The 26,867-nt window shown below is 60.0% G+C and carries 24 protein-coding genes; 11 read left to right on the top strand and 13 right to left on the bottom strand.

All coding sequences use genetic code 11. The annotated features are described in order from the left end of the window. Positions 1 to 493: 493 nt before the first annotated feature. Positions 494 to 3,388 carry a ribonucleoside-diphosphate reductase subunit alpha gene (locus MEB48_RS24595; protein WP_237886421.1) on the bottom strand — a complete coding sequence of 965 codons (2,895 nt, stop codon included), beginning with the start codon at positions 3,386 to 3,388 and terminating at the stop codon, positions 494 to 496. 730 nt (positions 3,389 to 4,118) lie between these two features. On the opposite strand from MEB48_RS24595, the gene MEB48_RS24590 reads away from it, so the two are divergent. Then, positions 4,119 to 4,832: a response regulator gene (locus MEB48_RS24590; protein WP_237886420.1), complete on the top strand. Its 714-nt coding sequence runs from the start codon at positions 4,119 to 4,121 to the stop codon at positions 4,830 to 4,832. Then, positions 4,829 to 6,439, top strand: a complete 1,611-nt coding sequence (locus tag MEB48_RS24585; RefSeq protein ID WP_237886419.1) for an ATP-binding protein — start codon at positions 4,829 to 4,831, stop codon at positions 6,437 to 6,439. The genes MEB48_RS24590 and MEB48_RS24585 overlap by 4 nt, the downstream gene beginning before the upstream one ends. A gap of 144 nt (positions 6,440 to 6,583) precedes the next feature. Here the strand turns inward: MEB48_RS24585 and MEB48_RS24580 are convergent, their stop codons facing one another. Beyond that, positions 6,584 to 7,309: a 4'-phosphopantetheinyl transferase family protein gene (locus tag MEB48_RS24580; RefSeq protein WP_237886418.1), complete on the bottom strand. Its 726-nt coding sequence runs from the start codon at positions 7,307 to 7,309 to the stop codon at positions 6,584 to 6,586. Positions 7,310 to 7,472: 163 nt separating this feature from the next. Further along, positions 7,473 to 8,264 carry a dienelactone hydrolase family protein gene (locus MEB48_RS24575; protein WP_237886417.1) on the bottom strand — a complete coding sequence of 264 codons (792 nt, stop codon included), beginning with the start codon at positions 8,262 to 8,264 and terminating at the stop codon, positions 7,473 to 7,475. Between the two features lie 146 nt (positions 8,265 to 8,410). Between MEB48_RS24575 and MEB48_RS24570 the strand changes: the two genes are divergently transcribed. From MEB48_RS24570 to MEB48_RS24555, 4 genes are all read left to right on the top strand, one after another. Continuing rightward, positions 8,411 to 9,013 (top strand): porin family protein, encoded by a 603-nt coding sequence (locus MEB48_RS24570; protein ID WP_237886416.1) that lies wholly within the window; start codon positions 8,411 to 8,413, stop codon positions 9,011 to 9,013. 257 nt (positions 9,014 to 9,270) lie between these two features. Next, positions 9,271 to 9,948, top strand: coding sequence for a response regulator transcription factor (locus tag MEB48_RS24565; protein ID WP_237886415.1), 678 nt, complete (start codon positions 9,271 to 9,273; stop codon positions 9,946 to 9,948). Continuing rightward, positions 9,945 to 11,291 (top strand): ATP-binding protein, encoded by a 1,347-nt coding sequence (locus MEB48_RS24560; protein ID WP_237886414.1) that lies wholly within the window; start codon positions 9,945 to 9,947, stop codon positions 11,289 to 11,291. Before MEB48_RS24565 ends, MEB48_RS24560 begins: the two co-directional genes overlap by 4 nt. 550 nt (positions 11,292 to 11,841) lie before the next feature. Beyond that, positions 11,842 to 12,201: a DUF6124 family protein gene (locus MEB48_RS24555; protein ID WP_237886413.1), complete on the top strand. Its 360-nt coding sequence runs from the start codon at positions 11,842 to 11,844 to the stop codon at positions 12,199 to 12,201. Positions 12,202 to 12,328: 127 nt separating this feature from the next. Here MEB48_RS24555 and MEB48_RS24550 read toward each other — a convergent pair whose 3' ends face one another. After that, complete coding sequence (locus MEB48_RS24550; protein ID WP_237886412.1) at positions 12,329 to 13,342, bottom strand: AraC family transcriptional regulator; 1,014 nt, start codon at positions 13,340 to 13,342, stop codon at positions 12,329 to 12,331. 339 nt (positions 13,343 to 13,681) lie between these two features. On the opposite strand from MEB48_RS24550, the gene MEB48_RS24545 reads away from it, so the two are divergent. Both MEB48_RS24545 and MEB48_RS24540 read left to right on the top strand, forming a co-directional pair. Next, a complete protein-coding gene (locus MEB48_RS24545) occupies positions 13,682 to 15,016 on the top strand; it encodes a dicarboxylate/amino acid:cation symporter (RefSeq protein ID WP_237886411.1) in 1,335 nt (444 codons plus the stop codon). Positions 15,017 to 15,163: 147 nt separating this feature from the next. After that, entirely contained in the window at positions 15,164 to 16,345 is a 1,182-nt protein-coding gene (locus tag MEB48_RS24540; RefSeq protein WP_237886410.1) for a CaiB/BaiF CoA transferase family protein, read from the top strand. Between the two features lie 111 nt (positions 16,346 to 16,456). Here MEB48_RS24540 and MEB48_RS24535 read toward each other — a convergent pair whose 3' ends face one another. Both MEB48_RS24535 and MEB48_RS24530 read right to left on the bottom strand, forming a co-directional pair. Further along, positions 16,457 to 16,951, bottom strand: coding sequence for a SprT family zinc-dependent metalloprotease (locus MEB48_RS24535; protein WP_237886409.1), 495 nt, complete (start codon positions 16,949 to 16,951; stop codon positions 16,457 to 16,459). Positions 16,952 to 17,105: 154 nt separating this feature from the next. Then, the gene (locus tag MEB48_RS24530; protein WP_237886408.1) at positions 17,106 to 17,708 is read right to left on the bottom strand and encodes a Yip1 family protein; all 603 of its coding nucleotides are present in this window, start codon (positions 17,706 to 17,708) and stop codon (positions 17,106 to 17,108) included. Positions 17,709 to 18,086: 378 nt separating this feature from the next. Between MEB48_RS24530 and ttcA the strand changes: the two genes are divergently transcribed. Together ttcA and MEB48_RS24520 are read left to right on the top strand one after the other, a co-directional pair. Beyond that, positions 18,087 to 18,911, top strand: a complete 825-nt coding sequence (gene ttcA / locus MEB48_RS24525; protein ID WP_237886407.1) for a tRNA 2-thiocytidine(32) synthetase TtcA — start codon at positions 18,087 to 18,089, stop codon at positions 18,909 to 18,911. 123 nt (positions 18,912 to 19,034) lie between these two features. Continuing rightward, positions 19,035 to 19,709 carry a DNA-3-methyladenine glycosylase I gene (locus MEB48_RS24520; protein WP_237886406.1) on the top strand — a complete coding sequence of 225 codons (675 nt, stop codon included), beginning with the start codon at positions 19,035 to 19,037 and terminating at the stop codon, positions 19,707 to 19,709. A gap of 116 nt (positions 19,710 to 19,825) precedes the next feature. Here MEB48_RS24520 and MEB48_RS24515 read toward each other — a convergent pair whose 3' ends face one another. Genes MEB48_RS24515 through arsC form a run of 3 tightly spaced genes read right to left on the bottom strand, consistent with a single transcriptional unit; the run spans position 19,826 to position 21,199 of the window. Beyond that, on the bottom strand, positions 19,826 to 20,251 hold the full coding sequence (locus MEB48_RS24515) for a DUF2069 domain-containing protein (protein ID WP_237886405.1): 426 nt from the start codon (positions 20,249 to 20,251) through the stop codon (positions 19,826 to 19,828). 1 nt (position 20,252) lies between these two features. Then, positions 20,253 to 20,849: an NAD(P)H:quinone oxidoreductase gene (gene wrbA / locus MEB48_RS24510; protein WP_008011647.1), complete on the bottom strand. Its 597-nt coding sequence runs from the start codon at positions 20,847 to 20,849 to the stop codon at positions 20,253 to 20,255. Then, on the bottom strand, positions 20,846 to 21,199 hold the full coding sequence (arsC, locus tag MEB48_RS24505) for an arsenate reductase (glutaredoxin) (RefSeq protein ID WP_237886404.1): 354 nt from the start codon (positions 21,197 to 21,199) through the stop codon (positions 20,846 to 20,848). The genes wrbA and arsC overlap by 4 nt, the downstream gene beginning before the upstream one ends. Before the next feature lie 114 nt (positions 21,200 to 21,313). Here arsC and MEB48_RS24500 point away from each other — a divergent pair, with 114 nt between their 5' ends. Continuing rightward, complete coding sequence (locus tag MEB48_RS24500) at positions 21,314 to 21,781, top strand: TlpA family protein disulfide reductase (RefSeq protein ID WP_237886403.1); 468 nt, start codon at positions 21,314 to 21,316, stop codon at positions 21,779 to 21,781. Between the two features lie 141 nt (positions 21,782 to 21,922). On the opposite strand, the gene MEB48_RS24495 is transcribed toward MEB48_RS24500, so the two are convergent. The 4 genes from MEB48_RS24495 to MEB48_RS24480 all read right to left on the bottom strand — a co-directional run bounded on the left by MEB48_RS24495 (position 21,923) and on the right by MEB48_RS24480 (position 26,656). Further along, positions 21,923 to 22,327, bottom strand: coding sequence for an META domain-containing protein (locus tag MEB48_RS24495; protein WP_237886402.1), 405 nt, complete (start codon positions 22,325 to 22,327; stop codon positions 21,923 to 21,925). Further along, positions 22,327 to 22,761 carry a hypothetical protein gene (locus tag MEB48_RS24490; RefSeq protein WP_218394128.1) on the bottom strand — a complete coding sequence of 145 codons (435 nt, stop codon included), beginning with the start codon at positions 22,759 to 22,761 and terminating at the stop codon, positions 22,327 to 22,329. The genes MEB48_RS24495 and MEB48_RS24490 overlap by 1 nt, the downstream gene beginning before the upstream one ends. A gap of 77 nt (positions 22,762 to 22,838) precedes the next feature. After that, on the bottom strand, positions 22,839 to 23,831 hold the full coding sequence (locus MEB48_RS24485) for a 2-hydroxyacid dehydrogenase (protein WP_237886401.1): 993 nt from the start codon (positions 23,829 to 23,831) through the stop codon (positions 22,839 to 22,841). A gap of 74 nt (positions 23,832 to 23,905) precedes the next feature. Continuing rightward, on the bottom strand, positions 23,906 to 26,656 hold the full coding sequence (locus MEB48_RS24480) for a response regulator (RefSeq protein ID WP_237886400.1): 2,751 nt from the start codon (positions 26,654 to 26,656) through the stop codon (positions 23,906 to 23,908). Between the last annotated feature and the right edge of the window lie 211 nt (positions 26,657 to 26,867).

Here is a 26,867-nt window from a genome sequence, read left to right as displayed (position 1 = left end):
CTAGGGTTGATCTCAATACTGGATACGATAAACCGGCTTAGCCGCATAGCCTGAACCGCCGTATACGGAACCGTACGTACGGTGGTGTGAGAGGACGGCGGATGTAAATCCGCCTCCTACTCGATGCCGAGTTCCGGATATTGCGTTGTGACGACGGGCCTCTTCGCGGGCAAGCCTCGCTCCTACAGGATGTATGTCGCCCATATGATCAACGCGATCCCGTAGGAGCGAGGCTTGCCCGCGAAGGCGTCAGCCCGGCCACCACTTTCCTCCAGACAAAAGAACCCCCCGACAAGCCAAAGGCGTACAGGGTATATGTCGCCCAAATAATCAACGCGATCCTGTAGGAGCGAGCGGTGCGGCGATCCGACTTACCCGCGAAGGCGTCAGACCGGCCACCACTTTCCTCAAGGCAAAAGAAAACCCCCGACCCATCCAGAGGACTGATCGGGGGTTATCGAGGTAAGCACCTTTCAGCGCTCACCGGCTCAGCTTATTGGCAAGCTTCGCAATCCGGCTCGTCAATCGCGCAAGCCTTCGGCACTGGCGCCGGACCGGCTGGAGCGGCCAGGACCGAGTCGTCACCGTGGTTGCCACCGCTGGAAACAGCGTTCAGCTTACCGGTGTTGATGGTCGACTTCTCGGTGCTGGTCGCGGCCAGGGCACGGAGGTAGTAGGTGGTTTTCAGACCACGGTACCAGGCCATGCGGTAGGTCACGTCCAGCTTCTTGCCCGAAGCGCCGGCGATGTACAGGTTCAGCGATTGAGCCTGGTCGATCCACTTCTGACGACGGCTTGCCGCGTCAACGATCCACTTGGTGTCCACTTCGAACGCAGTTGCGTAGAGCTCTTTGAGTTCTTGCGGGATGCGCTCGATCTGCTGCACCGAACCGTCGTAGTACTTCAGGTCGTTGATCATGACCGAGTCCCACAGACCGCGAGCCTTGAGGTCGCGAACCAGGTACGGGTTGATCACGGTGAATTCGCCCGACAGGTTCGATTTCACATAGAGGTTCTGGTAAGTCGGTTCGATCGACTGCGACACGCCGGTGATGTTGGCGATGGTTGCGGTCGGTGCGATGGCCATGATGTTGGAGTTACGAATGCCTTTCTGCACACGGGCGCGAACCGGTGCCCAGTCCAGGGTTTCGTTCAGGTCAACGTCGATGTACTGCTGGCCACGTTGCTCGATCAGGATCTGTTGCGAATCCAGTGGCAGGATGCCTTTGGACCACAGCGAACCCTGGAACGTCTCGTAAGCGCCGCGCTCGTCGGCCAGGTCGCAGGAAGCCTGGATCGCGTAGTAGCTGACCGCTTCCATGGACTTGTCGGCGAACTCGACGGCAGCGTCGGAACCGTAAGGGATGTGCTGCAGGTACAAAGCGTCCTGGAAGCCCATGATGCCCAGACCCACCGGACGGTGCTTGAAGTTGGAGTTCTTCGCTTGTGGCACCGAGTAGTAGTTGATGTCGATCACGTTATCGAGCATGCGCACGGCGGTGTTCACGGTGCGTTGCAGCTTGGCGGTGTCCAGCTTGCCGTCGACGATGTGGTTCGGCAGGTTGATCGAGCCCAGGTTGCAAACGGCGATCTCGTCCTTGTTGGTGTTCAAGGTGATCTCGGTGCACAGGTTCGAGCTGTGAACCACGCCCACGTGCTGCTGCGGGCTGCGCAGGTTGCACGGGTCTTTGAAGGTCAGCCATGGGTGGCCGGTTTCAAACAGCATGGACAGCATTTTGCGCCACAGGTCTTTGGCCTGAATGGTCTTGAACAGCTTGATCTTGCCTGGGTACTGGGACAGGGCTTCGTAGTACTCGTAACGCTCTTCGAAGGCCTTGCCGGTCAGGTCGTGCAGATCCGGAACTTCGGATGGCGAGAACAGGGTCCACGGGCCGTCATCGAAGACGCGCTTCATGAACAGGTCAGGGATCCAGTTGGCGGTGTTCATGTCGTGGGTACGACGGCGGTCATCACCGGTGTTCTTACGGAGTTCGATGAACTCTTCGATGTCCATGTGCCAGGTTTCCAGGTAGGCACAGACAGCGCCTTTGCGCTTGCCACCCTGGTTAACGGCGACGGCGGTGTCGTTCACTACTTTCAGGAACGGTACAACGCCCTGGGATTTGCCGTTGGTGCCCTTGATGTACGAACCCAGCGCACGAACCGGAGTCCAGTCGTTGCCCAGGCCACCGGCGAATTTCGACAACATGGCGTTGTCGTGGATCGCGTGGTAGATGCCCGACAGGTCATCCGGCACGGTGGTCAGGTAGCAGCTCGACAGCTGTGGACGCAGGGTACCGGCGTTGAACAGGGTCGGGGTCGAGGACATGTAGTCGAAGGACGACAGCAGGTTGTAGAACTCGATCGCACGGTCTTCTTTGTTCTTCTCTTCGATTGCCAGGCCCATGGCCACGCGCATGAAGAAAATCTGCGGCAGTTCGAAGCGCACGCCATCCTTGTGGATGAAGTAACGGTCGTACAGGGTTTGCAGGCCCAGGTAGGTGAACTGCTGATCGCGCTCGTGGTTGATCGCCTTGCCGAGTTTTTCCAGGTCGAAGGACGCCAGAATCGGGTTCAGCAGTTCGAATTCGATACCTTTGGCGATGTACGCCGGCAGTGCCTTGGCGTACAGGTCGACCATTTCGTGGTGGGTCGCGCTCTCGGCGACACCCAGGAAGTTCAGGCCTTCGGCACGCAGGGTATCCATCAGCAGGCGGGCGGTCACGAACGAGTAGTTCGGCTCACGCTCGACCAGCGTACGGGCGGTCATTACCAGAGCGGTGTTGACGTCGGTCAGGGCCACGCCGTCGTACAGGTTCTTCAGGGTTTCGCGCTGGATCAGGTCGCCGTCGACTTCTTCCAGGCCTTCGCACGCTTCGGTGACGATGGTGTTCAGACGACCCATGTCCAGCGGCGCCAGGCTGCCGTCAGCGCGGGTGATGCGGATCGACGGGTGAGCGTTGACGGCTTCTTCGGCCGGTTTGTGCGCAGCGCGTTCCTTGGAACGGCCATCACGATAGATCACGTAATCGCGCGCGACTTTTTGCTCGCCGGCACGCATCAGGGCCAGTTCGACCTGGTCCTGGATTTCTTCGATGTGGATGGTGCCGCCCGATGGCATGCGACGCTTGAAGGTCGCGGTGACCTGTTCGGTCAGGCGGGCAACGGTGTCGTGGATTCGCGACGAAGCGGCAGCGGTGCCGCCTTCAACTGCAAGAAACGCTTTGGTGATGGCGACGGTGATTTTGTCATCGGTGTAAGGAACGACAGTCCCGTTACGCTTGATCACGCGCAGCTGGCCAGGCGCGGTGGCGGCCAGATCCGAATTCGAATCGGCGGCCTGCGGCAAGGTGCCCTGCGGGTTCTCGCGAGTTGTGTCGGTTTGCATGGGTGTCTCCACGTTCTCTATGTTTGTTTGGGCACCATCACGGTGCCCACCGTTCCGTCCTGAAGCACTACAACCGGCGAGCGCCGGGCATAACAACTTCGGGACAGTAGGAAGAAGGCTATTGATGCCGCTTCCATGCCGAAGTCTTTGGTTTCACGCGCTGGGCTTGAAACCGGAGTTCCTGTTGGGTGACAGTTCTGGACTGCAACACCCGTACCGTTTTCGCCATTCAGGTTTGAAAAACGGTCGCCATCCGCAGTGCGGTTTGGTCTTTCGAAAATACGTTTGGTTCAACCAGTTAGAGGCAAGAAAATACTTGAGTTTCTTGTCTGATTCGTGTTTGGTTTTTTTGGCGAAAAACCCTATATGTAGGGTTTTTTTTCGCGCGGGCTACAAGATAGTGCGTTTTTGGGGGTGTTGCAACGTACTACCTGTGGATAAACCTGTGCGTAAATTGTGTGTGAAAGGTGGAACGAGCGTGTAGGCCGCGACGCTACGGGATCGGACCTTTTTTCATCGATTTTCAAAGATCGAAAACGCCCGGCCGGATTTTTAAGGGCGCGAACCCTATCACAAAAAACCGGCTTGTCCGAACGTATTTACCGGCTTGTGTTCCAGGCGTGCGACGTTTATACAATCGGCCAGTGCAGATGCATTCTTATCCTCCCCAATCATTACAAAAAGATGGGCGGATCCTTCCTTATCAGTGGTGTTGGCAGCAGAGGTCATCGTGGAGCAAGAAGCCTGGCAGGTATTGATTGTCGAGGACGACCAGCGTCTGGCCGAACTGACCCGCGATTACCTGGAAGCCAATGGCCTGCGCGTGTCGATCGAAGGCAACGGCGCCGTCGCCGCGGCACGCATCATCAAGGAGAAACCGGACCTGGTGATCCTCGACCTGATGCTCCCGGGCGAAGATGGCTTAAGCATTTGCCGCAAGGTTCGCGACAAGTATGACGGCCCGATCCTGATGCTCACCGCGCGCACCGATGACACCGATCAAATCCTCGGCCTCGACCTTGGCGCCGATGACTACGTGTGCAAACCGGTTCGCCCACGTCTGCTGCTGGCGCGCATCCAGGCCTTGTTGCGGCGTAGCGAAGCGCCTGAAGCAGCCCCGGAAAAACAACGGCGCCTGCAGTTCGGCCCGTTGGTGGTGGACAACGCGTTGCGCGAGGCCTGGTTGCATGACAAAGGCATCGAGTTGACCAGTGCCGAGTTCGATCTGCTCTGGCTGCTGGTGGCCAACGCCGGGCGCATTCTGTCTCGCGAAGAAATTTTCACCGCGCTGCGCGGTATCGGTTATGACGGCCAGGACCGTTCCATCGACGTGCGCATTTCGCGCATCCGCCCCAAGATCGGCGATGACCCGGAACATCCGCGGCTGATCAAAACCATCCGCAGCAAAGGGTATTTGTTCGTGCCGGAAGCCTGCACGCTGTGAACTCGATCTTCCTGCGCATTTATGGCGGCATGTGCGCGGCGCTGATTCTGGTGGCCGTGCTCGGCGTGCTGGCCTTGCACCTGCTCAATCAGGTGCGCAGCGAGCAGTACCGTGAGCGTCTGGCCCACGGCACGTTTTCGCTGATGGCCGACAACTTGCGACCGATGAATGAAACCGAACGCCATCGAGCCTTGCTGGTGTGGGAGCGCTTGCTCGGCATTCCGTTGGCGCTAAAGACATTCTCCCAGACCGACCTCGACCTCACCCAGCGCACCCGCGTGCTGCGCGGCCAGGCCTTGGTGGAGCAGACCGGCCCGCACGCGGCGAAGGTTTACCGCTTGGTCAACGACAAGGAACAATTGGTGCTCACCGGGGAAGTCCAGCAGATCAGCGAGCAACTGGCGCGGGCGACCATTTATCTGTTGGCCGATGAACTGGTGCGCTACCCGGTGGCCGAGCAGCCCAAACGGCTGGCGCAATTAAAGGAGGAGAAGGGTTTCGGCTTCGATCTGCAATTGGTCACGGTCGATCAGGCTGACATGGACGAAGACCAGAGTCGCCGCGTGTCCGAAGGCGACACGGTGATGGCGTTGGGCAAGGGCGGTGATTCGATCCGGGTGTTTGCCGGCATGGTCGGTACGCCGTGGGTGCTGGAAATCGGCCCGTTGTATCAAATGAATCCTTACCCGCCCGAGTGGCTGGTGCTGATCGCGGCCCTTGGCCTGAGCCTGATCGGTTTGATTGTCTATCTGTTGGTGCGTCAACTTGAACGTCGTTTGCGCGGGCTGGAAGCGGCCGCCACACGGATCGCCCAGGGCAGCCTGGAAACCCGCGTGCCGGCACGCGGCGCGGACTCGGTAGGGCGCCTGGCCTCGGCGTTCAACGGCATGGCCGAGCACTTGCAGCAGTTGTTGGCGATTCAGCGAGAACTGGTGCGTGCCGTGTCTCATGAACTGCGCACACCGGTCGCGCGTTTGCGTTTTGGTCTGGAGATGATCGGTTCGGCCACCACGCCTGAGGCGCTGGAGAAGTACCGCGAAGGGATGGACCACGACATTGAGGACCTTGATCGGCTGGTCGACGAGATGCTCACCTATGCCCGTCTGGAACAGGGCTCACCGGCACTGAATTTTCAACGCATCGATCTGGATGCGTTGGTCAATCAGGTGATTGAAGAACTGGCGCCACTGCGCGCCGAGGTCACGGTGCAGCGCGGCTTGTGCCTGTCGGCCGCCGATTGCGACGGCGCCTGGGTCGAGGCCGAACCACGTTACTTGCACCGGGCGTTGCAAAACCTGGTGAGCAACGCCATGCGCCACGCCCATTCCCGGGTGACCGTCAGTTATCAGGTGGGGCAGCAGCGCTGTCGGGTGGATGTCGAGGATGACGGGCCGGGCGTACCGGAAACTGCGTGGGAGAAAATCTTTACCCCGTTCCTGCGCCTCGATGATAGCCGCACCCGCGCGTCGGGCGGGCACGGGTTGGGGTTGTCGATCGTGCGGCGCATCATCCATTGGCACGACGGGCGAGCGTTGATCAGCAAGAGCAAAAGCCTGGGCGGGGCGTGTTTCAGTTTGAGCTGGCCGAGGAATCAGGAGCGGCGTTGAGATCTGCGGTGAATGATCCACCGCTTTCGCGAGCAAGCCCGCTCCCACATTGGATCTCCAGTGGACACACAATGTGTGAACAACACAGACCCAATGTGGGAGCGGGCTTGCTCGCGAAGAGGCCCTGACAGGCGCTACAATTCCTCAGGCCTTGATGCTGACCAGACTCAACAACTGCCCATCCATCACTGCAAATTGCGCATCCAGCTCAATGCCGCTACGCCATTCACTGGACAGGTCGGTCAGCAACCGCAACCGCACTTCACCACCCACGCTCCACTCCAGCACTTCGGCGTGTTCGAAATAGAAGCGCTTCTGCACGATCGGGTAGAGCGCCTTGAACAGGCTTTCCTTCACCGAAAACGTCAGTGTCACCAGCATTGCCAATTGATCGCCAGCCCCGGCAGCCATGCGCTGCAACTCAGGCCCGGTGAGAATTTCCCCGGCCAGGCGTTCGGCCCGTGCAGCGTCGAGCAGGTTTTCCAGGTCCATCCCCAGACCGCGCCAGTGGGCCTTGTTCGCGACAATCGCCGCGGCCCGGCCGGTGCTGTGAGTGATCGAGCCGGTGATATGCGCTGGCCACACCGGTGCGCGGTCTTCGCCGATGGCCGGAATGAAACTCAGCCCTTCCAGTTGTTGCAACGCCGCCCGAGCGCAGATTCGCCCGGCGAGAAACTCGGCCTGGCGCTTGGCTACCGAGCGCTGGATGCTCGCAGGCGGCTCGATGACGCTGCGCTGGAAATCATCGCTGGCCAGTTGCGTGGTATCGAAGTGGGTACCCAGCAGGACCGTATCAGGCAGCGCAAACGGCAGCGGCCAATGGGCGTCGAGTGGGGTGCAGCAGGCGGGTAGGGCGAGGACGGGATTCATGACGGGCATTTTGCCGGGTTGCCTTGAGGCTGGGTAGTCCCTAGGTGATCGTTCCCACGCTCTGCGTGGGAATGCATCCAGTGACGCTCTGCGTCACACCGTCGAAGGGACGCGGAGCGTCCCGGGCTGCATTCCCACGGGGACCGTGGGAACGATCACTGCGTCAGCTAAATATCTTCTTGAAAAACGCCTGCATATCCGCCCACGACTTCTCATCCGCAGCCTTGCTGTAACCAATGTCCGGCCCGCCGTGGTCGCCATGGCTCAGACGATCCGCCTCGGGATTGCTGAAGCCATGCTTGGCGCCTTCGAGGGTGACAAACGTGTAGTCGGCGCCGGCCTTGTCCATTTCCGTCTTGAACGCCGCCACGTTATCCGCGGTGACCATGCTGTCCAGAGCACCATGCTCCACCAGGATTTTCGACTTCACACTGCCAGGCGTCGCCGGTGTATTGGTCACCAGCGCACCGTGGAAACTCACCACGCCTGCCAGCGGCACGCCTTGACGCGCTGCATCCAGCACCACCTTGCCGCCGAAGCAATAACCGATGGCCGCCAGTTTGTCCGGATTGGTCTGTGGTTGTTTCTTCAGCAGGTCGAGCCCGGCCTGAAACCGCGCGTTGGCGGCTGCGCTGTCCTTCAATGCTGCCTGCATGAAGGCCATGGCGTCCTTGGCGTGTTCGGTGTTCTTGCCGTCGCCGAACATGTCGATCGCCAGCGCGCTGTAGCCCAGACCGGCCAGATCACGGGCGCGGCGCTTGGCGTAGTCGTTGAGCCCCCACCACTCATGCACCACCACCACGCCTGGGCGCGGGCCTTTGATGGCGTCGTCGTAGGCGTAATAGCCGATCAGCTTGGTGCCGTCGGCACTCTGGTAGGGAATTTCCTGGGTCTGGATGGCGGCCTGGCTGACCCCGCTCAAAGCCAGGAATGCGAGGGCGAGAAACACGCGCATGATCAATCTCCTTATTAATAAACGTCCAAACAGCGTAGTCGATTTGATTCAGCTCAGGTTCAGAGTGCGTTCAGGGGCAGTACAGGGAGGGGTGAGTAATCTTGCCCCATACCCAAAAAGCACACAGCGCATGAGGAAACTCCCCAATGACTACTTTTAAAAAACTGCTTCTGGCTTTCACTGTGATGGGCGCCAGTGTGGCGGCCCACGCCGATACCACCAATTTCGCCGGCCTGAGCTTTGGCCAGACCAGCGACAAGGTTAAAAAATCCAGCGCCCTGAACGACAACCTCAACCACCCTAACGCCGACGGTGTGATCGGCAAGGACAACACCTGGGGCGTGCGTCTGGGTCAGCAAGACAGCAAGGGCCGCTACTACGCCACTTATGACAACGTGTCGGGCTCGCACAATGGCATTAAACTGCGTCAGGAAAACCTGCTGGGCAGCTACGATCTGTTTTACCCGGTGGGTGGCAGCACCAAACTGTTCGGCGGTGCCACGGCCGGTTTGACCAAAATGACCCAGGAATCCCCAGGCTTCAGCCGCGACAGCGACATCGGTTACGCCATTGGCGGCCAGGTCGGTGTATTGCAGCAAGTTTCGCAGAACACCTCGGTCGAGCTGGGTTACCGTTACCTGCGCAGCAACGCCAGCACCGAGATGAGCGAGCGCGGCGGCAGCAAACAGGGTTCGCTGGACTTGACCAGCAGCGCCCAGACCTATCTGTCCGCCAATTACGCTTTCTAAAAAGCGTTTCGCCCGAGGGTATGCCCCAGTCAGTTAAACGCAATCCCTGTGGGAGCGGGCTTGCTCGCGAAAGCGGTGTGTCAGGCGACATCAATGTTGACTGTGCCACCGTCTTCGCGAGCAAGTCGGATCGCCGCACCGCCGCTCCCACAGGTTCCGCGGCTTGATTGACTGGCGTCGCCCTGTCAGCCATCGAGGTTTGCGTGCCTTTGGACGCGTTATGTCTTTGGAGATGTTGATTTGCCCAGGAGAGCGTTATGAAATTGCTGGTCGTCGAAGATGAAGCGCTGTTGCGCCATCACCTGCAAACCCGCCTGACGGATAGTGGCCATGTGGTCGAGTCCGTGGCCAACGCCATCGATGCGTTGTACCAGGCCGAGCAGTTCAACCATGACCTGGCGGTGATCGACCTCGGTCTGCCAGGCATGGGCGGGCTCGACCTGATTCGTCAGCTGCGTTCCCAGGGCAAGACCTTTCCGATCCTGATCCTCACCGCGCGCGGCAACTGGCAGGACAAGGTCGAAGGCCTCGCCGCCGGTGCCGACGACTACGTGGTCAAGCCGTTCCAGTTCGAAGAGCTGGACGCCCGGCTCAATGCCTTGCTGCGCCGCTCCAGCGGTTTCACCCAATCGACCATCGTCGCCGGCCCGTTGCTGCTGGACCTCAACCGCAGACAGGCGTCCCTCGATGAACAACCGCTGGCGCTGACTGCTTACGAATACCGAATCCTCGAGTACCTGATGCGCCATCACCAGCAAGTGGTGGCCAAGGACCGCTTGATGGAACAACTCTACCCGGATGACGGCGAGCGCGATCCGAACGTGATCGAAGTACTGGTCGGCCGCTTGCGCCGCAAACTCGAAGGCCCGGCCGGCTTCAAGCCGATTGATACCGTGCGTGGCCTCGGCTACCTGTTTAACGAGCGCTGCACTTGATTCGTTCCCTTCGTGTCCGATTGATGCTCGCCGCCACAATCCTGGCGGTGTTGTTCATGTTGGCATTGCTGCCAGCGATGCAGGGTGCGTTCAGCCTGGCATTGCAGGATTCCATCGAGCAGCGCCTGGCGTCGGACGTCACCACGCTGATCTCCGCCGCGCGGGTCGAAAACAACAGCCTGCAGATGCCGGCGCAGTTGCCCGATGAGCGCTTCAACCTCACCGACAGCCGATTGCTTGGCTATATCTACGACCGCGAAGGTCACCTGGTCTGGCGTTCGAAGGCCACCCAGGAAGAGCACATCAATTACAAACCACGTTACGACGGACGCGGTAACGAGTTCGCGCGGATCAGCGAAGACAATGGCCAGGAGTTCTTCGTCTATGACGTCGAGGTCAAACTGCTGGGTGGCAAAAGTGCGGCGTTCAGCATCGTTGCGCTGCAACCGGTGCGCGAATACGAAATCACCCTCGAAGGCCTGCGGGAAAACCTCTATATGGGTTTCGGCGCAGCCTTGCTGGTGTTGCTCGCCCTGCTGTGGATCGGCCTGACTTGGGGCTTGCAGGCGTTGCGCCGGCTGAGTCAGGAGCTGGACCAGATCGAAAGCGGCACCCGAGAAAGCCTCAGCGAACAACACCCGCGAGAATTGCTGCGGCTGACTGGCTCGCTCAACCGCTTGTTGCACAGCGAGCGTGAGCAGCGCAGCCGTTATCGCGACTCCCTCGACGACCTGGCCCACAGCTTGAAAACTCCGTTGGCGGTGTTGCAAGGGGTCAGCGAAGACATGGCGCAAAAGCCGCAAGAGCGCGATCAGGCCTGGGTGCTGCAAACCCAGATCGAACGCATGAGCCAGCAGATCGGCTATCAGCTGCAACGCGCCAGCCTGCGCAAAAGCGGTCTGGTGCGCCATCAGGTGCGCCTGCGACCGGTGCTGCAAAGCCTTTGCGACACACTGGACAAGGTCTACCGCGACAAACGCGTGCGGGTCGCCTTCGACCTGCCGGAGCAGTGCTATGTGCCGATCGAGCAGGGCGCCTTGCTGGAAATGCTGGGCAACCTGCTGGAAAACGCCTATCGCCTGTGCCTGAGCGAAGTGCGCATCAGCGTGCGCGAGACCCTCAGTGGCATTGAACTCTGCGTCGAAGATGACGGGCCGGGCGTGCCACCGGATCAGCGTGCGCGGATTCTGCAGCGAGGCGAGCGCCTGGATCGCCAGCATCCGGGGCAGGGGATTGGGTTGGCGGTGGTCAAGGACATCATCGAAAGCTACAGCGCCAAGCTGACGCTGGGGGATTCGCCAATGGGCGGGGCGGCGTTCCGGATTCATTTTTCGGTGGTTTGATCCCTGTCACCGATCATTCCCACGCTCTGCGTGGGAATGCCTCAAGGGACGCTCCGCGTTCCAGTTCTGGAAAGGGACGCGGAGCGTCCCGGGCTGCATTCCCACGCAAAGCGTGGGAACGATCAACATACCTGTGGGAGCGGGCTTGCTCGCGAAGAGGCCGGTACAGACAGCACAAGGCTCGGTGTCAGACCGCTAAACAAACGCTGTTTAAATGACACTTCCAGATACTCTCCCAGGCTACACATCCTTGCGCCGCTGCCTACGACTACGCCAGAATCCGCCGGCTTGTGCGCTTTGGCCCTGATCTTTATCGTTTCCGCATCGCTGCCAATCAGCGATCGGGTTTAGCGACCCGACTAGGTATAAGCGCAACACTTCAGTCTTGCTGCAGGCGAACGTCTGCAGTTTCGATATGGCGGCTGTGCGCGGGAGACCCTCGGGTCTGCCGGGTCTTATACCTCTCGGTTCGCTAACCTGCGTACAGCCGCCACCCTTACTTGTTTAGCGACGGGTTTTGGTGGCTCCATCAGGTATAAGGAGCTTCACCATGTTCAAGATCACGCCCAACCCACCGGAAACCGACGACGTTTCCCCCTACGAATCCCTCGATTCCAAAAAACTCAACGAAGCCGCCGACCGCGCCCTCGATTACTACCTCAAACCATCCATCCCCAAAAACACCCCGCGCAAACCCAGCACCATTTACCATGTCGGTGCCGAGGTCGATAACGAAACCCTGCTGGTCAACGCCTGCGCATCCCTGGCCTCGGCGAGCATGATGCTCAGTGAGTTCGCCGGATTGATGGACATGCCACATCGCAACATGATGTTGGGGATTCAATCGGTGGTCATGCTCGGCGAGCTGGCGGTGAATCGGGTGCTGGATAACCTCGATCCACAAGGCTAATAGACACACTGATCGTTCCCACGCTCTGCGTGGGAATGCCTCAACGGACGCTCCGCGTTCGGCTTTAGAGGGTGGGACGCGGAGCGTCCCGGGCTGCGTTCCCACGCAGAGCGTGGGAACGATCATCTTAAAGCTCTTGCGCGCGATAGGCCCCAGGCGTCAACCCGGTCCATTTCTTGAACGCCCGGTGAAACGCCGACGGCTCGGAAAACCCCAGCTGCTCGGCAATCTGTTGCAACGACAGATCCGCGCGCCCCAGGTGATAAATCGCAATATCCCGCCGCAACTGATCCTTCAATTCCTGAAAACTCGTGCCTTCTTCGCGCAAATGCCGACGCAAGGTTTGCGGGCTGATGTGCAGGTGCGCGGCCACGGCTTCGAGGTCCGGCCAGCGCGCACTGTCGCGGCTGAGCAAGCGCCGCAGCTGGCTGCTCAGGCTGTCGCCCTCGTCGGGACGCGATAGCAGGTCGGCGGGGGAGCGCTCGAGAAAGTGCTTGAGGGTTCGTTCGTCCTGCAACAGCGGCATGTTCAGGTAGCGACTGTGAAACACCAGACTGCTTTGCGCCGTCGTGCTCTTTACGGTGGAAAAGCTCAGCGGACAGGAAAACAGCAAATCGTATTCGGCCCCGTGTTCGGGCCTCGGGTAGCTGAACGTGGCTTGCTCCAGACGAATGCGCTGACCGATCAGCCAACTGCCGAACCGATGCCAGATCACCAACAGGCTTTCGCTGAGGAAATGGTCCGGGTCCCACAGCGGCGAATCGTCCAGGCCCAGGCGAACCATGTCGCCTTCGCGGCTCAGTGTCAGACGCGGCGCGCCGGGGAACAGGCTGTAAAACAATAAACCGCGATTGAGCGCTTTCTCCAGCGTGCGGCAGTGGATCACCGCGTGGCACATCATCGCGAAGCTGCCGGGTTTGCTCGGCGCCTGCCCAAAGCCCAGGTATTCGTCGTCCAGCGCCAGCCATAGCCCCTGAATCAATCGAGCGAATTGCTCGGGCGCGATTCGGGCACGCGGCTCCTCAAGTAACTCGGGGCTGATCCCCAGTTGCTGCAAAAGACTTGAATAGTCGTAGCCACGCCGACGCGCGCCACCGAGGGCGGCGCGGGCGAAATGGCTGGCGATGGTGCGTTCACGCATAGGGGCAGGTCCGTCCACTGAGCAATGGATGGTAGCGGTGCCGGCTGACGATGAACAAGGCGGATATCCGCCAATTTGTAGGACGTGGTTTGGCTGCTGGGCGGAAATCCGCCACATCCCTGTAGCCGATTGATGACCCAAAAAAACCTGTAACCCTTGATGACAAAAGGCTCGCCGGTTTTTTTTCGAAGGTGGCACGGGGCTTGCGATACAAGCTGCAGATGTCTGCCATCGCGCAGCTCGACAAAACAAATCCCTCCAGTGCAGGAGGGTTCGCAAATGAGGTGTCAGGGACAACAGTTGGATGTTGTTACTGGAGCACTCTTGAGGAACTTTGCAATGACGACTCGTCAGCCACTGTATAAATCCCTGTACTTCCAGGTGATCGTTGCCATCGCTATCGGCATTTTGCTCGGTCACTTCTACCCGCAGACCGGTGTAGCCCTCAAGCCGCTGGGTGACGGGTTCATCAAACTGATCAAAATGGTCATCGCACCGATCATCTTCTGTACCGTCGTCAGCGGCATCGCCGGCATGCAGAACATGAAATCGGTGGGCAAGACAGGCGGCTATGCGCTGCTGTACTTCGAAATCGTCTCCACCATTGCCTTGCTGATCGGTCTGGTCGTGGTCAACGTTGTGCAACCGGGCGCCGGCATGCACATCGACGTGACGACTCTGGACACCAGCAAAATCGCTGGCTTCATCTCGGCCGGTAAAGATCAGAGCATCATTGCCTTTGTCCTCAACGTGATCCCGAACACCATCGTCGGCGCCTTCGCCAACGGCGACATCCTGCAAGTACTGATGTTCTCGGTGATCTTCGGTTTCGCCCTGCATCGCCTGGGTGCCTACGGCAAACCGGTGCTGGACTTCATCGATCGCTTTGCTCACGTGATGTTCAACATCATCAACATGATCATGAAGCTCGCTCCAGTCGGCGCGTTCGGTGCGATGGCCTTCACCATCGGTGCCTACGGTGTCGGTTCGCTGGTGCAACTCGGTCAGCTGATGATCTGCTTCTACATCACCTGCATCCTGTTTGTGGTTCTGGTACTGGGCGCCATCTGCCGCGCGCACGGTTTCAGCGTTATCAAACTGATTCGCTACATCCGTGAAGAACTGCTGATCGTGCTGGGCACTTCCTCTTCGGAATCCGCGCTGCCACGCATGCTGATCAAGATGGAACGCCTGGGTGCACAGAAATCGGTTGTGGGTCTGGTGATCCCGACTGGCTACTCGTTCAACCTCGACGGTACTTCGATCTACCTGACCATGGCGGCTGTGTTCATCGCTCAGGCGACTGATACCCCGATGGACCTGACTCACCAGATCACCTTGCTGCTGGTGCTGCTGTTGTCCTCCAAAGGTGCGGCGGGTGTGACGGGTAGTGGCTTCATCGTGCTGGCGGCCACCCTGTCGGCCGTGGGTACTCTGCCGGTGGCCGGTCTGGCGCTGATCCTCGGTATCGACCGTTTCATGTCCGAAGCCCGTGCGCTGACCAACCTTGTGGGTAACGCCGTGGCCACTATCGTGGTCGCCAAATGGGTGAAAGAGCTGGACGAAGACCAGCTGCAAGTCGAGCTGGCTTCCGGCGGTCGCGGTATCTCCGACGAGCGTGAAGTAGACGACCTGGGCGTGGCTGAAGGCCCAGCCCCGGCCAGCGTCAAGTAAGCACTCTGGCTGCATGAAAAAACCCGCTTCGGCGGGTTTTTTCATGCCCGCAATTTGAGCGCAACGGTCACCGCCACTGGCACATAAGGTGATTGCTGCAATGTCTTCGGCTGCCTAGGCTTGGGGGATCGCACTGGAGATCACCTCATGCTCGGTCCATTGGCATCACTCAAGGTTCTGGATTTCTCGACACTGTTGCCGGGGCCGTTCGCCTCGTTGCTGCTGGCAGACATGGGCGCCGAGGTGTTGCGCATCGAATCGCCGACCCGCATGGACCTGCTGCGAGTATTGCCGCCGCACGATCAAGGCGTGTCGGCCAGCCACGCGTACCTCAATCGCAACAAGCGCAGCCTGGCGTTGGACCTCAAGCAGCCCGAGGCGCTGGAGGTGATCAAGCGATTGCTGCAGGATTACGACATTGTGCTGGAGCAGTTTCGTCCCGGTGTGATGGACCGGCTCGGTTTGGACTATGAAGCCTTGAAGGCGATCAACCCGAAGCTGATTTATGTGTCGATCACCGGTTATGGCCAGACCGGCCCCTACAAGGATCGCGCCGGGCACGACATCAACTACCTGGCGTTGGCGGGGCTTTCGAGCTACACCGGCCGCGCCGACAGCGGCCCGTTGCCGTTGGGCATGCAGGTGGCGGATATCGCCGGTGGCTCGCTGCACGGGGTGATCGGCCTGCTGGCGGCGGTGATCGCGCGGCAGCAGACAGGGCAGGGGCAGCATCTGGATGTGAGCATGACCGATTGCGCCTTCAGCCTGAATGCCATGGCCGGTGCCGGGTACCTGGCCTGTGGCGTGGAGCCGGGCAGGGAAGAGCAGATGCTCAATGGTGGCAGCTTCTACGACTACTACCGTTCGCGCGATGGGCGCTGGTTGTCGGTGGGCAGCCTGGAGCCAGCGTTCATGCAGCAACTCTGCGCGGCCCTGGGTCGGCCGGAACTGGCGGTTCAGGGGTTATCACCCGAACCGGCCCGGCAACAGGTGCTCAAGGAGGCGCTGAAAGTTGAATTCGAAAAATACGACTTTGCCACATTGTGTGAGCTGTTTGCCGGGGTCGATGCGTGCGTCGAACCGGTGTTGAGCCTGGACGAAGCGGTGCGGCATCCGCAGTTGAAAGCACGGGAATTGGTGACTGAGGTTCCGAGGAGCGATGGGACGACTCAGGCGCAGATGGCTTGCCCGTTGAAATTTTCGGATGGGTTGCCTGAGCCGCGGCATATCGGGGCGGGCTTGGGTGAGCATACCGATCAGGTGTTGGGGGAGTTGGGGTTTAGTGTTGAGCGGATCGAGGCATTGCGTATGGCGAAAGTAGTGAGTTGATCGTTCCCACGCTCCGCGTGGGAATGCCGCCATGGACGCTCCGCGTCCACTGTGACGCAGAGCGTCACGGGATGCATTCCCACGCGGAGCGTGGGAACGATCATAATCCCGCTATTCGACCCGCATCTCACCACTAAACACCAACGTGCTGCGACAGCGCCGACACAAATACCGCCGCCCCTGCCTCACCAAACCATGACGCTGCGCCGAAAACGGGAAATCGCTGTCGGGGCACGGGCATTTGTAGATGTAGCGGGTCACGCTACGGCGTTTGACGTCGTAGGTGTGGCAGCGGTTGGGCGGCAGTTCGTAAACACCGCGCATGATCAGTTGCCATTCTTCGCCATGGGGCTGGATGCGGTCGCCGAACAGTTGATGGGCGATCAGGTGCGCGACTTCATGGGCCACGGTCTGCTTGAGGAAGTCTTCGGTGTTTTCCCGGTACAGCTGCGGATTGAAGCGCAGCAGGTTCTCGTGCAGATGCGCGACACCGGCTTTTTGCCCGCGCAGCTTGAGGCTCACCACGGGGCGTTTGAAAGATCGTTTGAAAAAGGATTCGGCTTGTTGGAAACAGTCTTCGACGCGGGTAATGAGTTGCTCGGGCATGCTTGATGGATCTCCAAGGATGTCGAGTATGCCGCAACCCCGGGGGCTTGCGAATCGCTCAGGTGCCGAATGGTCGTCGCTCCTGCTCTTTCTTAGAGTAGAAGGCCGCCTTGCGGCGGCCTGTGTTGGCAGATCTTGTTTTTGGTGTGTGTTGCTAATTGGTATAGACCGGCCCCACGCCGAGTCCCCAGACAATTACCGTGAATGCCATGATCGCCACCAGCACCACCAATCCAACGGCGAGCACCGAGCTTGAAAACAGGAATCCCTCGTCCGACGGAATGTTCATGAACGTTGGCAGGCCCACATATAGCAGGTACACCGTGTAGCAGATGGCCGCGGTGCCGACGATCATTCCCAGCCACATATGCGGGTACAGCGCCGCCAGACCGCCGATGAACAGCGGAGTCGCGGTGTACGTGGCGAACGCGACACAACGTGCCAGACTCGGGTTGGCGTCATAGGTGCGGGCCATCCAGTGAATGAATGCCCCCATCACCGCGACACCGCCGAGCATCGCCAGGTACGACATGACGGTCATCCATAGCGCACTTTCCATGGTCAGCATGACCGGCGCTCGATTACCAATGACCCAGCCGACCTGCGTGGTGCCGATAAACGCCGACACGGCAGGGATCGCCGCCAGAATCAGGGTGTGCGTGAGGTACATGTGGCTGATGCTTTCCTCCTGGTCGCCACGGATTTCTTTCCATTCCTGGTCAGGGTGGGTGAAGAGCCCCACTACGTGATGGATCATGCCAGTCACTCCTCTTGTTGTTGCCATCGCCCCCCAGCGGAGCGCTTACGGGCCAAAGTGGCCAGGTAAGTACAGGTCTGAAATGCGTGCGACCTTATGCCGCAGTATAGAAAGGAGTTACCGGCAATAGTGCGAGGGCTTTAGAGCAAATCGCGCTGTAAACACTCTTGTTAATCGCCGGCGGGTCTGTGCCGAATGACCTCTGTGGCGAGGGAGCTTGCTCCCGCTGGGGCGCGAAGCGGCCCAAAGACAGCCACCCTGTTGTGTCAGGCAAACCGCGGCGGGGGTATGCTCAAGTCATATAAAGCGCAGGCTTCGCCCCGAAAGGGTTTTTGCGTAAAATGCCGGCCTTTCGTCACACCTCACGGATTTCGCGTCATGGGCACTCTTACGGTCAACCAGAACAAACTGCAAAAGCGCCTTCGCCGTCAGGCCGGTGAGGCTGTCGCCGATTTCAACATGATTGAAGACGGCGACAAAGTCATGGTCTGCCTGTCCGGTGGCAAGGACAGTTACACCATGCTCGACGTGCTGATGCATTTGCAGAAGGTCGCCCCGATCAAGTTCGAGATCGTGGCCGTGAACATGGACCAGAAGCAGCCAGGCTTTCCCGAGCACGTGCTGCCGGCTTATCTCAAAGAACTGGGCATCGAGTACCACATCGTCGAGAAAGACACCTATTCGGTGGTCAAGGAGCTGATCCCGGAAGGCAAGACCACCTGCTCGCTATGCTCGCGCCTGCGTCGCGGCACGCTCTACACCTTTGCCGACGAAATCGGTGCGACCAAAATGGCCCTTGGTCACCACCGCGACGACATCGTCGAGACGTTCTTCCTGAACATGTTCTTCAACGGCTCGCTCAAGGCCATGCCGCCGAAGTTGCGCGCTGACGACGGTCGCAACGTAGTGATCCGCCCGCTGGCCTACTGCAACGAAAAAGACATTCAGGCTTACTCGGACTTCAAGCAGTTCCCGATCATCCCGTGCAACCTCTGCGGCTCCCAGGAAAACCTGCAACGCCAAGTGGTTAAAGAGATGCTGCAGGACTGGGAACGCAAGACCCCTGGCCGCACCGAAAGCATTTTCCGCAGCTTGCAGAACGTGATCCCGTCGCAACTGGCCGACCGTAACCTGTTCGACTTCACCAACCTGCGCATCGATGAGAGCGCGGCTTCGCGCTTCGTCAACGTGGTCAATCTCTAAACAAAATGTGGGAGCGGGCTTGCTCGCGAATGCGGTGTGCCATCCGACATCCATGTTGAATGACACACCGCATTCGCGAGCAAGCCCGCTCCCACAGGTTTTTCGTTAACCTCAGGAGAGGGCATGCGCGATTACAAGTGGCTGAACGAGTACTGCTTGAACCGATTCGGTTCGGCGGCTGAACTGGAAGCCCATCTGCCCGTTCCCAAGACCCCGGCGCAATTACGCGACATCACTGACGACCGCTATCTCTCGACCATGGCGTTGCGGGTGTTCCGTGCCGGGCTCAAGCACAGCCTGGTGGACGCCAAGTGGCCGGCGTTCGAAGAGGTGTTCTTCAAGTTCAACCCGGAAAAAGTCGTGCTGATGAGCGCCGAGCATCTGGAGCGCTTGATGCAGGACGCGCGGATCATCCGCCACCTGGGCAAGCTCAAGAGCGTGCCGCGCAATGCGCAGTTCATACTGGACGTCGCCCATGAGAAGGGCAGCTTCGGCGCCTTGATCGCCGAATGGCCGGTGACCGATATCGTCGGTTTGTGGACCTACCTGAAAAAACACGGGCATCAATTGGGCGGGTTATCGGCCCCGCGATTCTTGCGGATGGTCGGCAAGGACACCTTTGTGCCGAGCTATGACGTGGTGGCGGCGCTCAGTGCGCAGAAGATTGTCGACAAGGTGCCGACCAGTTTGCGGGACATGGCCACGGTGCAGAATGCGTTCAACCAGTGGCACGAAGAGAGCGGTGGGCGGCCGATGAGCCAGATTTCGATGATGCTGGCGTACACAGTGAATCATTGAGACCGAGTCGATCCCTTCGCGAGCAAGCCCGCTCCCACAGGATTTTTGAGTGTTCACAAATTATGTGACCACTGAAGATCCAATGTGGGAGCGGGCTTGCTCGCGAAGGCGTCCTGTCAGGCGACGCTGGTCCTGCCTTCACCCGCCAACTTGCGATTCAACTGATACCGCCATCGCACATACAACATTGCCGAGCAGAACACCGCCAGGCTCGCGCCCATCTCCAACAAACCGAACAGCTGCCGGTTCGGGTCATACGCGGCCAATGCGCCCTTCATGAAATACAGGTTCACCACAAAGCACATCCACGAATGCCCACGGGCGCTGCCGACGATCATCCCCGGCGCCAGCAACAGCAGCGGCACCAGTTCGATCAGCAGAATCACCCACGGCCGCGCGCCATGCAGGTCGGCGAATATCAGGTAGTAGGCGCAAAGCAGTCCCACCAGGCCGAAAAAGCACAGCAGGCTGATGACGCGCATCGCCCGTACTCGCGGTTCGAGCCATTCAATGGAAGGCAGAATCTTCGGCTTCTTGGCCATGTCAGCTCACCAACTTTTGCGCAGTCTTCGCCAACCGCAGACCCAAGGCCCGGCACAGTGCAACTTCATGTTCATTCAAACCGCTTTTGCCATCGGCACCGGCATGATGGCTGGCGCCGTACGGCGTGCCGCCGCCACGGGTTTCCAGCAGCGCCGATTCGCTATAAGGCAGGCCGGTGATCAGCATGCCGTGGTGCAGCAACGGCAGCATCATCGACAGCAGCGTGGTTTCCTGGCCGCCGTGCAGGCTCGCGGTCGAGGTGAAGACCCCGGCCGGTTTGCCCACCAGGGCGCCGGTCAGCCAAAGATTGCTGGTGCCATCGAGGAAGTACTTGAGTGGTGCGGCCATGTTGCCGAAACGGGTCGGGCTGCCGAGGGCCAGGCCGGCGCAGTTCTTCAAGTCGTCGAGGCTGGCATACAGCGCGCCTTCATCGGGAATGTCCGGCGACACGGCTTCGCATTCGGTGGAGATCGCCGGCACCGTGCGCAGGCGCGCTTCCATACCGGACTGCTCGACACCACGGGCAATCTGCCGGGCCATTTCATTGGTCGAACCGCTGCGGCTGTAATACAGCACCAGAATGTACGGCGCACTCACGGCAGCAACTCCAGCACATTCTCCGGCGGACGGCCAATGATGGCTTTGTCGCCGACTTCGAGAATCGGGCGCTCCATGAGTTTCGGGTGCGCGGCGATGGCAGCGATCAATTGCGCCTCAGTCAGGCTGCTGTCGGCCAGATTGAGGGTTTTGTATTCGTCCTCGCCGGTGCGCAGCAATTGCCGGGCGCCGATGCCGAGCTTGCTCAGCAGGCTCTGGATTTGCGCGGCGTCGAGCGGAGTTTCCAGGTAGCGGACCACGGTCGGGGCCACGCCACGGGCTTCGAGCAGTTCGAGCGCACCGCGGGATTTCGAGCAGCGCGGGTTGTGATAAAGCGTCAGATCGGTCATGTGCGGGTCGCATCTTGCGTAAGGTGGCGGCTATTCTAACTGTGCGGCGCGTAATCCAGAACCTTGGGAGGCGATGGGTCGCAGGTGCATTCTATTTTTGACAAGGATCGAGACATGACAAGGCGACTGGCAGCGGCATTGGCGATCTTGGGGGCGTTACTGCTGGGGGGCTGCGGCAACGACTATGGGGTCGACCAGAACGGTCACAAAATCGCCGCCGAACGTCTGGACAAACAATGGCTGGTGCTCAATTACTGGGCTGAATGGTGCGGCCCGTGCCGTACCGAGATCCCGGAGTTGAACGTGCTGGCCGAGCAGCTCAAAGGCAAGAAGATCGGTGTGTTCGGGGTCAACTTCGACAATGTGCAGGGCGAAGAGCTGAAAAGCGCCAGCGAGAAACTGGGAATCAAGTTCACCGTGCTGGCCCAGGACCCGGCCGACCTTTTCGAATTGCCGCGCAGTGAAGCGCTGCCGGTGACTTACATCATCGATAACAAGGGCAAGGTGCGCGAACAGTTGATGGGCGAGCAGACGGCGGCGGGAGTGATGGCGAAGCTTGAGGCGTTGCAGGCCAGGAATTGATCATGTAGGAGCGGGCTGATCGTTCCCACGCTCTGCGTGGGAATGCATCTAGTGACGCTCTGCGTCACAGGGACGCGGAGCGTCCCGGGCGGCATTCCCACGCAGAGCGTGGGAACGATCAGTCAGTGGTCCTTGGAAGGGTTAACCCTCTTCAAGCCACCAACGCAATGGCTTGCCTTGCGCCGGCCAGAAGCGCATCTGGTCGATCGGTGAAACGTCCCAGCGCTGCACGTTTTCCAGCGCCTGCAGGAAGCGTTTTTCCTGTTCCATCAACGCCGGCGCACACATTTTGCGGGTGCTGCCGATCTTGCCGAAGCTCAGCTTGTCGCCTTCCAGCGCATATGGCGCGAACCAGTGGTTGCAGCCGCCATTGCCATACGCTCGACCGTCTTCATCAAGAGTGATGGTCAGATGGCTGTAGTCCATTAGTGGACGCTCGCCGATCCACTCCAGAATGTAGCTGTGGTTTTGTTGCAATTGCACCGGTTCGGCGGCGCAGCCCAACAGACTGGCGCCAGCCATGGCGGTCAGAGCAAGGCGTTTCATCACGCAGGCTCCTGGCACTTCTTGCACAGGTGCTTGTCACCGACGGTGGCCCAGCCCAGCTCGGCAATACGTGCGGTGGCAGCTGGTTTTTCGGCCTTGTTGCCCAGTTTGGCGTCGACCGCGAACTCAAAGCTCAACTCTTTGGCGCAGCTGTCGCAGTTGACCTTCCAGGTGTGGATCGCCAGTTCGCCGAACACCGGACCACTGGCCACCGCGACCCATTGGCCCGGCGGGTTGATCAGGTGGCGAACCGTTTCGACGGTCAGGCGCATGGACAAGTCCTTGCTGCCTTTAAGGGTCACTACCAGCACGTCGTTATTACGAATCGAGCCGCCGTTGCCGGTGACTTGATAACGCCCCGGCACGAGGGCGCGGCATTCGGTGAGGGTGTGTTGCGGGTTCATCAGGCTGTAGCGGAAATCGTGTTCGACCATGGGTCCTCCAAATATGCGCGATATGCTAGCACGGGCATCAACGCAGCATGGAGCGGGCATGTGACCTTCGATCTGGTTCAGCTGCCCTCGACCTGATTGCGTGGCGAACCGGTCGCCCAGGCCGCGATGTTCTGCAGGGTGGTCGTGGCAATCGCGCCCAGGGCTTCGCGGGTGAGAAAGGCCTGGTGCGCGGTGATGATGACATTCGGGAAGGTCAGCAGGCGCGCCAGCACATCGTCCTGCAGTGGCAGGTCGGAGCGATCCTCGAAGAACAGCTGCGCCTCCTCTTCATAAACATCCAGCCCCAGATAGCCCAGTTGGCCGTCCTTCAGCGCATCGATCAGCGCCGGCGTGTCCACCAGACCGCCACGCCCGGTGTTGATCAACATGGCGCCGGGCTGCATGTGCGCCAGTGACTCGCTGTTGATCAAATGTTTGCTCTGCTCGTTGAGCGGGCAATGCAGGCTGATGATCTGCGACTCGGCCAGCAGTTGCGGCAAGCTGAGGTAGCGCGCGCCGAGCGCTTCGACCTGCGGGTTCGGGTAAGGATCACAGGCCAGCAACCGGCAGCCGAAGCCATTCATGATTTTCGCGAAGGTCGCGCCGATCTGCCCGGTGCCGACGACGCCGACGGTCTTGCCCACCAGATCGAAACCGGTCAGCCCATGCAGGCTGAAATCCCCCTCGCGCGTACGGTTGTAGGCACGGTGCAGGCGGCGGTTAAGCGCCAGGATCAGCGCCACCGCGTGTTCGGCGACAGCGTGAGGCGAGTAGGCCGGAACCCGCACAATCGCCAGCCCCAGACGCTTCGCCACCGCCAGATCGACATGGTTGTAACCGGCCGAGCGCAGGGCAATCAGACGTGTGCCGCCCGCGGCCAGACGTTCGAGTACCGGAGCGCTGAGGTCATCATTGATGAAGGCACAGACCACTTCGTGATGCTCCGCCAGCGCCGCCGTGTCGAGGCTCAGTCGCGTCGACTGAAAGTGCAACTCGATGCCAGCGGGCAGGTCTGCGCTCAAAAAACTGTCGCGGTCGTAGGTCTGGCTGCTGAAAAGAATCGTGCGCATGCTGTCCTCCTGGAAGTCTCAAGCCGGAATGCGATGAGCTTAGCCTTCAAGGCGCCCAGCGTTATTGCGCTGCATCAGGCATTGATACGCGCATGGGCCGCCAGGCGATTGATGGCGCGTTCGAGTTCTTCCAGCGCGCCAGAGGCTTTGGGGTCCTGTTGCTTGAGCAGGGTTTCACTGCGCTGGCAGGCGGCGCGCAGTTGCGGGACGCCACAATAACGGGTCGCTCCATGCAGGCGATGGACTCGCTCGATCAGGGCATTCTGGTCATTGGCTTCACGGGCGACGCGGATGGCCTCGCGGTCGGCCTCCAGGGACGCCAGCAGCATTGCCAGCATGTCCGCCGCCAGATCGGCCTTGCCGGCCGCCAGGCGCAGGCCTTCTTCGTGATCGAGCACCTGCAACTCATGACTGTTGTTGCTTTCGCTGGAACGCTCCGGCCCCAGATTACGCAACGCCAGGCCGCTCCATTTCAACACCACCTGCGCCAGTTGCCGTTCGCTGATGGGTTTGGTCAGGTAGTCGTCCATGCCGCTTTGCAGCAACGCACGTTTTTCGTTGGCCATCGCGTGGGCGGTAAGGGCGACGATCGGCAGTGGCGTGCAATGTCGTTCGCTTTCCCACTGGCGAATGGCTTCGGTGCTCTGGCGACCATCCATGCCGGGCATCTGCACGTCCATCAGCACCAGATCGAAGGTCTCGTTCTGCACGGCCTTGACCGCGGCGTAACCGCTTTCCACTGCGAGCACCTTGGCACCCATGTCTTCGAGCAGGGTTTGCACCAGCAGCAGGTTGGCCGGGTTGTCGTCAACGCAAAGGACTTTCGGCGCGCGGCTGGAGACCGGCTCGCCGGGATCGCTGCGCTGCTGGCGCGGGTTGACCAGATCCGACAAGGCCCGACGCAGTTTGCGAGTGCAGGCCGGTTTGGACTGCAGCTGGCTGTGGGGGTTGGGCACCGAGAGGTGGAACAACGTCAGCTCGGTGGTCGGGCACAGCACCAACACTCGGCAGCCCAGGTGTTCAAGGTCCCAGATATGTTGGTTGAGGCGCTCCGGCGGCATGTCGTTGCTGGTGATGCCGAGCACTGCCAGGCCGATTGCCTGATCGGTTTGATGGGCGCCGGTCACGCCATTGGCCAGGCTTTCCAGAGTGTTGAACGGCGTGACGGCCAGGCCGCAGTCTTCCAGTTGATGCTGCAATGCCTGACGGGCCAGCTCATGGTTTTCCAGAACCGCCACCCGATGCCCGAGCAGCGGGGGGCCGGGCAAGTCTTCGGCATCGTCGCGGGTTTTGGGCAGGCTCAGGCTGATCCAGAATTCCGAGCCTTCGCCCGGTGTGCTGTCGACGCCGATCTCGCCGCCCATTTGTTCGATCAGGCGTTTGGAAATTACCAGCCCCAGGCCGGTGCCGCCAGGTTGCCGGGACAGCGAGTTATCGGCTTGGCTGAAAGCCTGGAACAAGGCGCGCACGTCCTGATTCGACAGACCGATGCCGGTGTCCTGAATGCTGATGCGCAGTTGCACGCTGTCTTCATGCTCTTCTTCGAGCATGGCCCGGGCAACGATAGTGCCTTCGCGGGTGAACTTGATCGCATTGCTCACAAGGTTGGTAAGGATCTGCTTGAGTCGCAGCGGATCGCCCACCAGCGACAGTGGCGTATCGCGATAAACCAGGCTCACCAGCTCAAGCTCTTTGGCGTGAGCGGCTGGAGCGAGGATGTTCAGAGTATCTTGCAGCAGGTCGCGCAGGTTGAACGGAATATGGTCGAGCACCAGTTTGCCAGCCTCGATTTTCGAGAAGTCGAGAATCTCGTTGATGATCCCCAGCAAGCTGTCGGCGGATTTTTCGATGGTGCCCAGGTAATCGAGCTGGCGCGGGGTCAATTCGCTTTTTTGCAACAGATGCGTGAAGCCGAGAATGCCGTTGAGCGGTGTGCGGATTTCATGGCTCATGTTGGCCAGGAACTCGGATTTGATCCGGCTCGCTTCCAGGGCTTCCTTGCGCGCCAGGTCCAGTTCGATGTTCTGGATTTCGATGGTTTCCAGGTTCTGACGCACGTCTTCGGTGGCCTGGTCGACGCTGTTTTGCAATTCTTCCTGAGCGTTCTGCAGGGTTCCGGCCATGCGGTTGATGCCGGACGCCAGTTCATCCAGCTCCTGGCTGCCGAGAGGCGGCAGACGAGTTTCCAGATGACCGTCCTTAAGCTGCGCCACGGCTTGTTTGATCTGGCTCAACGGTCGGTTGATAGTCCGTCCCATGCGCAACGCCAATAGCGCAGCACCGGCCAACCCCCCGCCGATCAGCAGCAGGCTGGCGAACAGGCTGCGGTAACCGCGTAGCAACATGCCATTGTGGGACAGCTCGAGTTCGACCCAACCCAGCAGACGGTCGGCTTCATCGGTGATCGGAGCACCGGCCAGGTTGCGGTGCTTGCCGAACACCGGCAGCAGGTAACGCGTGGCGTCATTGCCACTGCGGCGCAACAGCTGTGAACCGTTGCCCAAAGGGGCCTGATTGAGCATGGTCGGGCCGGCGTGGGCCAGCGGTGAGCGGTCGGGGGCGAGGAAAGTCACCGCGCGCACGTCGGTTTGTTCCAGGAACTGGGTGGCAATGCGTTCCAGCAGCTCGTCGTCTTTGCGACCCATCGCCGGGGCTACCAGCGGCGCCAACTGTTCGGCAATCATTTCGCCGCGCTGCATGAGTTGGGATTGCAGGTCCGATTGCTGCATCCAGGTGAAATAGCCGCCCAGAACCAGCGCCATCAGGGTGGTCGGCAACAGGGTCAGCAACAGCACGCGGCCTTTGATTCCCAGTTTCTTGAGCACGCATTTCTCCCGCATCCAGCTGTTTATTGACCTGCACATGCGTCCGGCACGCGCCACCTGCGCAGTGTAGCGATTTGCAGGCGGGCAATCTTAGTAAAATTGATGTCGTCATTCGTCGGCCAGTTCCGCGCTTTAGTCTTGGGGGATCAACCTTGGGTTGCCCCTGGCGAGGCAATCTTGAATAATCGGCAATTGAGAATTATTTGCAGAT

Source organism: Pseudomonas sp. PGPR40 (genome assembly GCF_022014505.1).
Classification (GTDB): Bacteria; Pseudomonadota; Gammaproteobacteria; order Pseudomonadales; family Pseudomonadaceae; genus Aquipseudomonas.
Note: the sequence above shows the minus strand (reverse complement) of the source record. Positions and strands in the feature narration are given on the sequence as shown.

What these genes read in the sequence shown, in the direction of transcription:
- MEB48_RS24570 (WP_237886416.1), top strand. Translation starts at nt 8,411, where the DNA reads ATGACTACTTTTAAAAAACTGCTTCTGGCTTTCACTGTGATGGGCGCC.
- MEB48_RS24565 (WP_237886415.1), top strand. Translation starts at nt 9,271, where the DNA reads ATGAAATTGCTGGTCGTCGAAGATGAAGCGCTGTTGCGCCATCACCTG.
- MEB48_RS24545 (WP_237886411.1), top strand. Translation starts at nt 13,682, where the DNA reads ATGACGACTCGTCAGCCACTGTATAAATCCCTGTACTTCCAGGTGATC.
- MEB48_RS24535 (WP_237886409.1), bottom strand. Translation starts at nt 16,951, where the DNA reads ATGCCCGAGCAACTCATTACCCGCGTCGAAGACTGTTTCCAACAAGCC.
- ttcA (WP_237886407.1), top strand. Translation starts at nt 18,087, where the DNA reads ATGGGCACTCTTACGGTCAACCAGAACAAACTGCAAAAGCGCCTTCGC.
- MEB48_RS24485 (WP_237886401.1), bottom strand. Translation starts at nt 23,831, where the DNA reads ATGCGCACGATTCTTTTCAGCAGCCAGACCTACGACCGCGACAGTTTT.
- MEB48_RS24595 (WP_237886421.1), bottom strand. Translation starts at nt 3,388, where the DNA reads ATGCAAACCGACACAACTCGCGAGAACCCGCAGGGCACCTTGCCGCAG.
- arsC (WP_237886404.1), bottom strand. Translation starts at nt 21,199, where the DNA reads ATGACCGATCTGACGCTTTATCACAACCCGCGCTGCTCGAAATCCCGC.
- MEB48_RS24520 (WP_237886406.1), top strand. Translation starts at nt 19,035, where the DNA reads ATGCGCGATTACAAGTGGCTGAACGAGTACTGCTTGAACCGATTCGGT.
- MEB48_RS24530 (WP_237886408.1), bottom strand. Translation starts at nt 17,708, where the DNA reads ATGATCCATCACGTAGTGGGGCTCTTCACCCACCCTGACCAGGAATGG.
- MEB48_RS24500 (WP_237886403.1), top strand. Translation starts at nt 21,314, where the DNA reads ATGACAAGGCGACTGGCAGCGGCATTGGCGATCTTGGGGGCGTTACTG.
- MEB48_RS24495 (WP_237886402.1), bottom strand. Translation starts at nt 22,327, where the DNA reads ATGAAACGCCTTGCTCTGACCGCCATGGCTGGCGCCAGTCTGTTGGGC.
- MEB48_RS24580 (WP_237886418.1), bottom strand. Translation starts at nt 7,309, where the DNA reads ATGAATCCCGTCCTCGCCCTACCCGCCTGCTGCACCCCACTCGACGCC.
- MEB48_RS24515 (WP_237886405.1), bottom strand. Translation starts at nt 20,251, where the DNA reads ATGGCCAAGAAGCCGAAGATTCTGCCTTCCATTGAATGGCTCGAACCG.
- MEB48_RS24550 (WP_237886412.1), bottom strand. Translation starts at nt 13,342, where the DNA reads ATGCGTGAACGCACCATCGCCAGCCATTTCGCCCGCGCCGCCCTCGGT.
- MEB48_RS24540 (WP_237886410.1), top strand. Translation starts at nt 15,164, where the DNA reads ATGCTCGGTCCATTGGCATCACTCAAGGTTCTGGATTTCTCGACACTG.
- MEB48_RS24490 (WP_218394128.1), bottom strand. Translation starts at nt 22,761, where the DNA reads ATGGTCGAACACGATTTCCGCTACAGCCTGATGAACCCGCAACACACC.
- MEB48_RS24555 (WP_237886413.1), top strand. Translation starts at nt 11,842, where the DNA reads ATGTTCAAGATCACGCCCAACCCACCGGAAACCGACGACGTTTCCCCC.
- MEB48_RS24575 (WP_237886417.1), bottom strand. Translation starts at nt 8,264, where the DNA reads ATGCGCGTGTTTCTCGCCCTCGCATTCCTGGCTTTGAGCGGGGTCAGC.